Genomic DNA, 9,540 nt, shown 5'->3' with positions numbered 1-9,540 from the left:
TGACCCGCATCGCTCAAGGATGGCCGGCATCCGAGATCGAAATGCTCATGCCTTGGAACTTTAGGCCTGACGTTATCGGCTGACCCTTCACCCCCTTCACCACTGGATTGTCGAACCTCTGTACAGATTGCCGGCGGAGAATTGCGTTATGACCACTCTGCGGTTCCAAAAGCACGTGCACCATTCGGTCCCTGCGCCTTAATCCAGGCAGAGGGATAAGGCCGCAAAGCAGTCTTTTGCGCGCAGACCGTCGGGCCAGGGTGGAGCATCGTAAACGCAGTTATTCGATGATCGCCGCCGCAGGTCCTCAGACTGTGCCGCACCGGCGACGTAGTGGTCGTCAATCGCCCCGTCGCCCATGTCGATCCGAAGCTCGGCCGGTTTCGTGGTGAGCTTCACTGCTTATTCCGCAGTGCCCACGGAGCTCGCACAGGAGGTTGTATCGAGCGGTCACGGCTGCATTCGTGTCGGATCTTCGACGAAGTCGGACATGAGACACAGCACCATCAAGGTGATCGCATTGTTCTGAAACGATTTTCTCATTTGGCATGACTCCTGCGAGGCAGTCCGCAAAACGCGCCTCGGCACCGACAGAGGAGAAATCATCCCATGATCATGCTCGCCGAACATGCGATCGCCGCCGGGAAAACTGAGCTTTCCCGGGCCGACGGAAGACTTTGCGCCTGTTTCCCAGTCGACATCACTCTTCACGTTATCCGGACATGACCGCATTCGATTTCCGCCCAACGCTGAATGCTCCCGACGACGATCCCTATCTTTGGCTCGAAGATGTAGAAGGCGAACGGGCACTTGACTGCGCCCCTAGCCAGTCGGCCAGGCCCCCGGGGCACTTCGGTGTAACGCAGTTCGATCGCGACCGTGACGCCATGACAGCGATCTTCGACCGTCCTGACAACATTCCCTTGATCACCCGCTGCGGCCCGTACCTCTACAATTTCTGGCAAGATGCCGGAAATCCGCGCGGACTATGGCGCCGGACCACCCTTGCCGCCTACATGAAAGTGGATCCCCAGTGGGAGCTACTGCTCGATCTGGACGCCCTCGCCGCTAGCCACGGAGAGCACTGGATCTGGCGCGGCGCATCCCTTGAGCCGGAGAGACGGGAAAGAGCCGTTCTGCGCCTGTCGCGCGGCGGCAGCGACGCGGTCGTGCATCGCGAATTCGATCTGGGATCTCCTAGCTTCGTCGCCGACGGTTTCAACCTCGCGGAGGCCAAGGGCGAGGTTAATTGGCTCGACCCTGACACGCTTCTGCTTTCTAGTGCGCTCGGTGATGGCATGGCCACCCGCTCCGGCTACGCGCGCACCGTGCGGCTGTGGAAGCGTGGCGCGGATCCGCTCACCGCGCCGGTAGTCTTCGAGACCGGTTCCGAATCCCTCGGCGTGTCCGGCCATCTGGACCGCACCGCCGAGAGCGAGCGCGTCTGGTTCATCGAGCAGTCGACCTTCTTTGGGAAGATGGTCCGAATCGGTGACAGGAGCGGGCCGAAGACGCGGATCGACCTTCCTCGAGACGCCTCGTGGAGCGGCTTCGGCGACTGGCTGGCGGTAAAGCCGCACAAGCCATGCACAGTGGGAGGGATGACCCATGCCGGGGACGCGCTGATCGGCATCTCGCTTTCCTCCTTCATCGCCGGCGAGCGCAGTTTTGCCATCCTCTTTGAAACAGGCGACAGGCGCTCCCTGCAGTCATTCTTCTGGAATAACGGGAAGCTCATTATCTCCTACCTCGTCAACCTCGATCCGCGTTTGGAGATGTTCACTCCCGACCGCCAGGAATGGACGCGCCGAGCGCTGGACACCGTGCCTGCCCAAGGCACTGTTCACCTGGGGTCGCTCGATGCGGAACGTCACGAGACCAATGGAGAGGTCCTCATTTCGGCTCAGGACCCGATCACGCCGCCGAAGCGTCTCCTATTAGACCTCAATGCCGCGGCGCCTCTCGGCGCTCCAGTAGTCGTGAAGCGCGACCCGGAGAATTTCGACGCATCCGGGTTAGTGGTGACGCGCCACGAGGCAGTCTCGACCGATGGTGAGATGATCCCCTATACGCAGGTCGGTCCGGCGAACGGGAACGGGGATGCCCCGGTTCACCTCACCGCCTACGGCGGGTACGGCAAATCGGTCCTGCCCCACTACAACTCCTCGCTCGGCAAACTGTGGCTCGAACGCGGCGGCACGTGCGTGGTGGCGAACATCCGGAGCGGCGGCGAATTCGGCACCCGTTGGCACGAGGCGGGGCGCAGGGCGGGCAAGCGTCTCGCCTATGACGATTTCGCCGGCGTTGCCGCCGACCTCGTGCGAAGGGGCATTACACTGCAGAGGCGGATTGCCGCCCAGGGCGGCTCAAATGGCGGCCTTCTGATCGCCAATATGCTTACCCGCTATCCTGAGCGTTTCGGCGCGCTGTTCTGCACCGTCCCGGTTATCGATATGCGCCGCTACACCAAGCTTTTGGCGGGCGCGAGCTGGATTGACGAATATGGCGATCCCGACAAGCCGGAGGAATGGATATTCCTAAAGGAAGTCTCGGCCTACCACGCCGCGACACCAGGACAGCCCTATCCGCCGATCCTGCTTGCCACCAGGAAGCGGGACGACCGCGTCCATCCGGGCCACGCGCGCAAGATGGCTGCAAAGCTGCAGGCTCTTGGCTATCCCGCCTACTTGGGCACGTCTCCGGCAAGAACAGTCGTGAGCGGGCCGCATTCATTGCCCTGGGCACCAATTTCCTTCGCAGTGCGATCGGCTGGCAAGTCGATGGCGTTCGATAGGTGCACGGAGACAAAGGGCAACGTTTCACAAGTGAGTACAGGTCGATGATTGCGAGCAAAGGGCAAATAATGTGCGCGCTGTCCCACGCAAACTGCGCATGAGCGCTTCGTCGATTCCAGCAGGATTTTCCATAGTGCATCGCATCATTTCTGAAGAGCAAGGAGAGAATATCATGGCGAGAAACCAAATGCGCGCGGCGCGGGGAGTAACAGCGGCCGTTGTCCTCATCGTGACGGGACAACAGGCCGTCTCGGCGGACCTTGCGCAAGCCGCGGGCGTCCCGAAGGCAGGAGCCCCGGTCACGGAAGAGCCAAGTCCTTGGCAACTCCGCCTGCGTGGGTTGGGGGTCATCACCGAGGATTCGGGCTACGTCAATTCAGTGTCAAGCTCGGGTCTTTCCTATTCGGACACCGTGATCCCGGAACTCGATATCTCCTATTTCTTCACGGACAACATCGCCGCCGAGCTCATACTCGGCACCACCTATGCCAACATCGAGGGCCAAGGAGCGATCGGCGCGCTGGGCAATATCGGCAAGGTTTGGCTGCTGCCGCCCACGCTCACATTGCAGTATCATTTTACCGATTTCGGCGCTTTCAAGCCCTATGTGGGTGCCGGCGTGAACTACACGATCTTCTATAACCAGGATGCCGGCAGCGTCGATGCTCTCAAGGTTAAGAACACGTTCGGCACCGCGCTGCAGGTCGGGTTCGACTACATGGTGGATCAGCACTGGGGGGTCAACTTCGACGTGAAGAAGCTTTTCCTCAAGCCAGACTTCGACGTCACGGTCGACGGCGCGAAGCTGACGGGAAAGGCGGAGCTCGATCCCTGGTTGATAGGCGCAGGTGTCACCTACCGCTTCTAACAACGAAAGGTGAAGGCGGCTGCTGATAGCTGATCGGAAATGAAGGGCGCCTCGTGCGCCCTTTCCACGCTGCACGGGCGAGTCGACCCGGATCATTAGAGGGGTGGGGCCTTGTGACCCCCAGGCGGGGCTGGGCGGGAGGTGTCCGAATCGGAGGAACGTTCTGATCAACTTTATGCGATTACCATCCGACGCACAGCAGCCGATTGTCGGGGATACTTGAAGAAGCCGTTGTTAAGAGTGGGCGTCCCCGCTACGCCCGACCAGGTACTTGCCAGTAGCAGCCGACTGGCTGCCCCGCGCCGGGGGCGCGAAGCCGAACGGGGCAAGATCGCTGAAGCCTGCCGAAGAAGACCGGGGGTTCACGAGCAGCGGCGCGCGCTGGGAGGCGCGTGGGCCCGTAGCAATTACTTGGAAGTCGGGTGGGTCAGGCCTGTTTGTCGGGCCGAACCAGATCCGTGTGGCTGACGTCGAGGGCCAATGCCAGTTCATAGATCGTGATGATCGTCGGATTTCTTCGTCCTTTCTCCAAGCCGCTGATGTACTGCTGGCTGAACCCGGAAATCTCGGCAAGCTGCTCCTGCGTCAGACGCTTCCTTAGCCTGATCCTCTGCACATTCCGTCCGACCAATCTGCGCATATCCATGCACGATAGCCAGCGGATTAGGCAGCTTGAGTTTATCAACTAAAATATGTAATCCACATTGAGTATCCCAATCCGCTGGCGGAGGGCTTCGCGGAGGCCGTTTTGCGGAGGTATAATCAGCGATGTTACAGCCCAAATCGATCACGCCGATTGCCGACGAAGTCCCATGGTCGGAGAGCCTTACGAGCTACGACAGGGAGCATTTCACGATCTATCTGCGTATCCTGGATGCCTGTGCCGACAATGCCAGCGAGGAGGAGATGGCCAATCGCATTCTCGGCATTGACCCGTCCATTGAACCGGTCCGCGCCAAAAAGGCCCTCCGCAGCCATATCGACCGTGCTAATTGGATGGTGACGACCGGCTACAAGGAACTGTTCGCCGGCTGACGCACAGCGCGGATCTCATGCTCTTCAAAGAAGGAAATTCAGATATTCGCCGTTCATTAGCGCACGGCCACGTGAGACGGCGCGCCGGATACGATCGCGCAGGTGATCTTGAGGATCCTTCCAGTCGGACCGGACGCGCGCTTGGCCGACGAGCGCTTCGGCGATTTCGCGATGTGATGCTCCGGCAAGCGCGCCATCGAGCGCGCGGAGGACGAAGTTCAATCGGGGCCCGCGTCTTTCTGGCGGAAACAAGCGCGCGGGCAGTTTTCCATAGGCACAAAGGGCATTGAGGCACTCCAGCGCTATCAGACGATGCTTCGAAAGTGCTGCCGGCCAGATCGCCTCGGTGCGGAGGTAAACAGGATGCAGGACATCCGCTCCCGAAACAGCAAGCTGGAGGCTGCGCTCCGCATCGCGAAGAAGAACCTCCTGGCTCTTGTCGGGCATCAGCAGGACTGCAGCACGACATGGCAATGCCGCCAGCTCGAACGACGATATCGTCGATGACGCAAATCGCCGTTCCGCAATGACAGGCAACACGCTTGGACACCGGCGGGGACACCAAAACACAGTCGCACTGCGCCCGTAAGATTCAGCGAAACGAAACACCCCAGCGCGACAGGTTGCCGGCCGACGCGATCACCTCGACGGTGGTTCCATGCGGCAAACTGTTGGCCTGCCGGCGCGTAGCAAGCACATCATGCTGAAATACCGGATTGCGCCGCAAAAACTCCCAAGCCCAGCCACGCAGCGTCAGCTGAGCGGCATAGTCGTATGACCTATCATTCCACCAGTCGGGCAGATCGGCGTCCGTCGCAAGAGACGTGGACATGACTGTGCTCTCCTGCCGGGCGTCACATTCACGCCACCCGGCGAAGCACCGGCGCCCATAGCACCGGACTGTCGATACCGCTGTTTTGTCGCACCGCATGAAGTGTCGCTTTCGACACTTCGAGGTAGCCCGCCAGTGCGCGTGTCGCGCCGATCGTGTGCGGGTTGCCGATCCGCTCGAGGGGCCAGCCGGCGCGACGAAGAATGCGCTCCATGCGCAAGTCGGTGACCGTGACGACGTGGCTGAGCCGGCGTGAGAGGCCGAACTCGATCATGCCGGCGAAGAGTTCATATGTGCCGAGAGCGATACCGCCCGCCCCCTTTTGCCCAGATGAAGCTATGTCGAGCGCAAAACGGCTGCTTTCCCACACGCTCGGATCCTCAGGTGCAGCCCTTCCTTCCAACAGCATCGGAAAGGTATCGCGAATCATGGTCGGGCCCGCTGAGGGCAGAAGGCGAACGCAACCCTCCACCCGGCCCTCGAAACCGCGCAACAACAGGTAGTGCGGTCTGAGCGCGTCAAAGGAATCGATTTCATAGCCGCCATTATCCTGCACGTCCCAGCCTAGGCGTTCCTTGAAGACGCGAAATCGAAGCCGATGCATTGCATGCAGTCCGTCAGCAAAGTCGTCGTAGCACTCAGGCGCAATAAGCTGGATCATCAAAGACCTCCAATGGCGGGAAACATTTCCTCGCCATTGGAGCCGATCCTTCGCGAAAGCGCAGCCTGTGCAGTTCCGGAGGTCAAGCCGACTTATCAGGAAGCGAAAAGCCTGAAGCCGCCAGACGCGTAATCGCCTGTCGGGTGGTTGTCACGCCAAGCTTCTTGCGGACGTTTGCCAGATGGAACTCAGCCGTGTACCGCGAGATCTCCAGGATACCGCCTGTATCTCGGGCGGACTTGCCGCGCGCCGCCCACTGCAGGCACTCGTATTCACGCGGCGTCAACAACACACCGCCAACTCTTCGATCGCCCGACAGTCTGCAGCGGACGAACGTATGAAAACAGCTCGCGAAAAATGGAAGACCTTGCTCGTAGCGATCGGCCACGCGAAAGTATGCAGGATCGGGCTTGTCAGCGGCAAAGGTCATAGCCGCAAAATTGTCGCGGCCATCAATGATCGGGATCGTCACGCCGCAGCGGATGCCGAACTGCGCTGCTTCCTCGAAAAACCTAAGCTGAGGCGCGGACAGATCAAAACTCTTTAGGTCAAATCCCCATCGAAATGTGGATTCGCCATAGCTTGCACGTAAAATGACCGGGTCGACATTCTGATACCGGTTCTCAAGATAGCGCGCTGTCCAGAGCGCCGGATAATTCGAGATCAGCATGGGCTTGCCATTAGACCACGGCGGTAAGGAGAAGTAGGCAAAGGTGAATAGATCCAGACCTGAGGCGACATCGGCCAAGGCTCCGCGAAAATCACCCTCATCGACACTTACCGACAACTTTTCCAGGAATGTCTCGAAGACAATTCGCATGTCCTTCCTCATTGTCCTGACTCAATCCCTCCATCTGTCTGCTGCGCGCCACCCTGACTTGGAGACCCCACCATAAGCCGGCCCCCATGCCCGCGGCCGCCTTCGCGCGCATTGGCCCGGCTGACCGTTTTTACGGAATGCCGCGACGCTTGCATGATCCTCACACCGGTCATCGCCAACCGCAGCTGCGCTGGACTGTTCGAAACGGCCATCTCCGTGACGCTACAGCATCTTCCCAACGCAATAGTGCAATCGGAAATCTTCTTGGGATGAAATGAAATCATCGCCCGCCCATGTGTCATACAATCGTGAGAAGTCATCCTACGCCACCATGGTCGAGCGGCATCAAAGCCGTCATCATCCAATGGTTACCCCGTGAAGGCACGATGAAGAGGACAACGGACAGGCGCATCGTCGCCGGTGGCAGCGTTTCCGCAGCAAGCGGGTCCACCTGGGCCGCAGATGCTTTGACGTCGCTCGGCATTTTGTAGATGGAAGCCGGAATGCGAGCCCCTTGGATTGAAAGATCTTAGTTTTCTTCTCCCTTGTTGGTTTGATCCTTAAATCTCGTGACCTCAGGCCGCATGCTAGGGCGTATCAGTATCATGATCGCATCTTCCCATAGGGCTCAAAAGGTCCCGCCGACACATCTTTCTTCTGGCCTCGGTACGGACGGGGCCCTGCTAAATGCTGCTGATGATAGAGCTCAGCGAACGCCCTGGGAATTCGCAAAATGCTTCGCTGGCATTAAACTCTATTTATACCCGGTCGAGAGCGCAGGCTCTCGTTACGTGATAAGTACAGCTGGAAAACCGACCCATGGGCCCTAATATGAGAGCCGAGGAGGGACCGCCCGTACCCGTCATCCTTCGACTGAACTGGCCAGTCAGCAATCACGCAGGGTGTGGGTACGGACGGGACCGGAAAACCGGATCATAGTACGCGCCTTGAGCGCGCGAAGTTGAATAGAACCCGCTCGCGGCCGGACACATGTCAGCACCCTACCACGCTCCGAACTCTTCAAAAAAAATCATCTTGCACCAACGAGGGCCGTCCACACATGTCCGTGATCAGGGTGACACCGGATTTGAGCGTCGGAACCAAAGACTGCTCGACACGAACTAGAATCGCTAAGTGGTTTCAGCCATCAGTCAGCCCAAGATTAAGGCTTGGTTGCGGCAGCGCCCAACCAGCCGGTCGCCAGGGCTCTGAATCCAGGTTAACGGGTTAGCTGTCCGAGGATGGCGGCGAGGTATTGCGGGTCCCATCCTGCCCTTTTGCGGCGCAGTTTGATGGAGCGTTTGTCGCCGACGGCCCGAACGAGGTTGAGTGCGAAGTGGCGAACGATGGCCATGTTGTGCCCCCCATTACCCTTTCGGAGGCGGGATTGATCCTCCTTGAAGACGACATCGAGGGTCCAGTGCAGGGCGTTCGCGACCAGCCAGTGTCCGCGCACGGCATGGGCGGCCCGTTCGGCTGTCAGATCGGCGGAGGCGATGAAGTATCGGGTTTTCTCTTTTAGTCCGGTGCGCGCGCGGACGCGCACGATGGTCGTGGAATGCGGCAGGCGCAGTTCGCCGGGAAGCCAGCCGGCCTCGCGCGAGACAGTGACGGTGCGTTCCTCGACGCGGCCATGGGCTTTGTCGAGATCGACGAAGCCGTCGAGGCAATGGGCAGGGGCATCGTCGAAGTAGCGCTCGATCTCGGCTCTGAGCGTCGGCTGGTTGGCCTTGACGGCGAGCAGGTAGTCGGCGCCGGCATCCCTGATGGCGGTAGCAATGGCGGCATTGGTGGCGATGGCGTCGATGGAAACGAGCGCGCCCTTGAGGCCGTCGTCTTTGCCCAGACGCTGCAAGAGCACGGGGATGGCGGTTGTCTCGCCGCTCTTGTCGGGGACCGCCTCCTGGCCAAGCACGAGGCGGCTGGTAGTGGCGAAAGCCGAGACCAGATGCAGCGGCGCCTTGCCTGTGCTCCTGTCGTGGCTGCGTCGCGAGGTCTTGCCGTCGATGGCGACGAAGTCCGGCTTGTCGGGCCAGGTCTGGCGCACCCATGAAGTGAAGGCATCCGAAAACAGCCCCGATCGATGCGGTTCATCAGCATCGTCAGCCAGCGCCCGCCAGGCACGCCGTGATGGTAGGGCAGGTAGCGGCGCAGGAAGTCGAGATGGGCCGCACCCCAGTCAGCGATCAGGTCGTAATCGTCGCAGTCGCAGATCGTGCCACACACCACCAGAAGCAGAACTAAACGGATGAGCGACCCGCCGCGGCTCGCGTGGGTCGTCGATGGCGGAAAATGCTCCAGAAGCGCCTTCAGGCGCGGCTTTTCGAACCCTTCAAGGGCGGTGATGGTCATGAATGGGCGCTCCGAATCAAATCGGAACCCATGGAATTCAGCCAAGCCACAACTGCGAAAGGGCGTTTCGCGGTAGGGACGCAGGTTACCCTGCGCCCCCCGCACAGATCCGAGCGGGCCCAATTCGGGCACTCGGCTCCTACCTCGAGTGTTTGACGGCGAAACGGACACTCGGCC

General features: G+C 60.1%; 9 protein-coding genes and 2 pseudogenes. 3 read left to right on the top strand and 8 right to left on the bottom strand.

All coding sequences use genetic code 11. The features are described from left to right. Positions 1 to 198 precede the first annotated feature (198 nt). Positions 199 to 399, bottom strand: coding sequence for a hypothetical protein (locus NKJ26_RS32720; protein ID WP_352699940.1), 201 nt, complete (start codon positions 397 to 399; stop codon positions 199 to 201). A 51-nt stretch (positions 400 to 450) separates the two neighbouring features. Beyond that, positions 451 to 711, bottom strand: a complete 261-nt coding sequence (locus NKJ26_RS32715; RefSeq protein WP_352699938.1) for a hypothetical protein — start codon at positions 709 to 711, stop codon at positions 451 to 453. A gap of 11 nt (positions 712 to 722) precedes the next feature. Between NKJ26_RS32715 and NKJ26_RS32710 the strand changes: the two are divergent. Together NKJ26_RS32710 and NKJ26_RS32705 are read left to right on the top strand one after the other, a co-directional pair. Then, positions 723 to 2,794 (top strand): annotated as a pseudogene (locus NKJ26_RS32710) (prolyl oligopeptidase family serine peptidase). A gap of 173 nt (positions 2,795 to 2,967) precedes the next feature. After that, complete coding sequence (locus tag NKJ26_RS32705) at positions 2,968 to 3,663, top strand: OmpW/AlkL family protein (protein WP_352699942.1); 696 nt, start codon at positions 2,968 to 2,970, stop codon at positions 3,661 to 3,663. Positions 3,664 to 4,090: 427 nt separating this feature from the next. On the opposite strand, the gene NKJ26_RS32700 is transcribed toward NKJ26_RS32705, so the two are convergent. Beyond that, entirely contained in the window at positions 4,091 to 4,309 is a 219-nt protein-coding gene (locus NKJ26_RS32700) for a helix-turn-helix transcriptional regulator (RefSeq protein WP_023755980.1), read from the bottom strand. A gap of 122 nt (positions 4,310 to 4,431) precedes the next feature. Here NKJ26_RS32700 and NKJ26_RS32695 point away from each other — a divergent pair, with 122 nt between their 5' ends. Continuing rightward, entirely contained in the window at positions 4,432 to 4,698 is a 267-nt protein-coding gene (locus NKJ26_RS32695) for a DNA -binding domain-containing protein (RefSeq protein ID WP_352567473.1), read from the top strand. Between the two features lie 24 nt (positions 4,699 to 4,722). On the opposite strand, the gene NKJ26_RS32690 is transcribed toward NKJ26_RS32695, so the two are convergent. The 5 genes and pseudogenes from NKJ26_RS32690 to NKJ26_RS32670 form a co-directional block, all read right to left on the bottom strand. Beyond that, the gene (locus NKJ26_RS32690) at positions 4,723 to 5,145 is read right to left on the bottom strand and encodes a DUF2285 domain-containing protein (protein ID WP_352567472.1); all 423 of its coding nucleotides are present in this window, start codon (positions 5,143 to 5,145) and stop codon (positions 4,723 to 4,725) included. 145 nt (positions 5,146 to 5,290) lie between these two features. Then, positions 5,291 to 5,530, bottom strand: a complete 240-nt coding sequence (locus NKJ26_RS32685; RefSeq protein WP_352594527.1) for a transcriptional regulator domain-containing protein — start codon at positions 5,528 to 5,530, stop codon at positions 5,291 to 5,293. 28 nt (positions 5,531 to 5,558) lie between these two features. Beyond that, complete coding sequence (locus NKJ26_RS32680) at positions 5,559 to 6,191, bottom strand: acyl-homoserine-lactone synthase (protein WP_352567485.1); 633 nt, start codon at positions 6,189 to 6,191, stop codon at positions 5,559 to 5,561. Positions 6,192 to 6,273: 82 nt separating this feature from the next. After that, complete coding sequence (locus NKJ26_RS32675) at positions 6,274 to 7,011, bottom strand: helix-turn-helix transcriptional regulator (RefSeq protein WP_352699935.1); 738 nt, start codon at positions 7,009 to 7,011, stop codon at positions 6,274 to 6,276. A gap of 1,219 nt (positions 7,012 to 8,230) precedes the next feature. Next, positions 8,231 to 9,357 (bottom strand): annotated as a pseudogene (locus NKJ26_RS32670) (ISAs1 family transposase). Between the last annotated feature and the right edge of the window lie 183 nt (positions 9,358 to 9,540).

Origin of the sequence: Mesorhizobium sp. M0152 (assembly GCF_040322415.1) — a bacterium.
GTDB lineage: Bacteria > Pseudomonadota > Alphaproteobacteria > Rhizobiales > Rhizobiaceae > Mesorhizobium.
The sequence above is the reverse complement of the archived record's forward strand: the minus strand, read 5'-3'. Positions and strand labels throughout refer to the sequence as shown.

Excerpts from the sequence above, each read along its gene's own strand:
- NKJ26_RS32705 (WP_352699942.1), top strand. The coding sequence starts at position 2,968 with ATGGCGAGAAACCAAATGCGCGCGGCGCGGGGAGTAACAGCGGCCGTT.
- NKJ26_RS32700 (WP_023755980.1), bottom strand. The coding sequence starts at position 4,309 with ATGGATATGCGCAGATTGGTCGGACGGAATGTGCAGAGGATCAGGCTA.
- NKJ26_RS32695 (WP_352567473.1), top strand. The coding sequence starts at position 4,432 with ATGTTACAGCCCAAATCGATCACGCCGATTGCCGACGAAGTCCCATGG.
- NKJ26_RS32690 (WP_352567472.1), bottom strand. The coding sequence starts at position 5,145 with ATGCCCGACAAGAGCCAGGAGGTTCTTCTTCGCGATGCGGAGCGCAGC.
- NKJ26_RS32685 (WP_352594527.1), bottom strand. The coding sequence starts at position 5,530 with ATGTCCACGTCTCTTGCGACGGACGCCGATCTGCCCGACTGGTGGAAT.
- NKJ26_RS32680 (WP_352567485.1), bottom strand. The coding sequence starts at position 6,191 with ATGATCCAGCTTATTGCGCCTGAGTGCTACGACGACTTTGCTGACGGA.
- NKJ26_RS32675 (WP_352699935.1), bottom strand. The coding sequence starts at position 7,011 with ATGCGAATTGTCTTCGAGACATTCCTGGAAAAGTTGTCGGTAAGTGTC.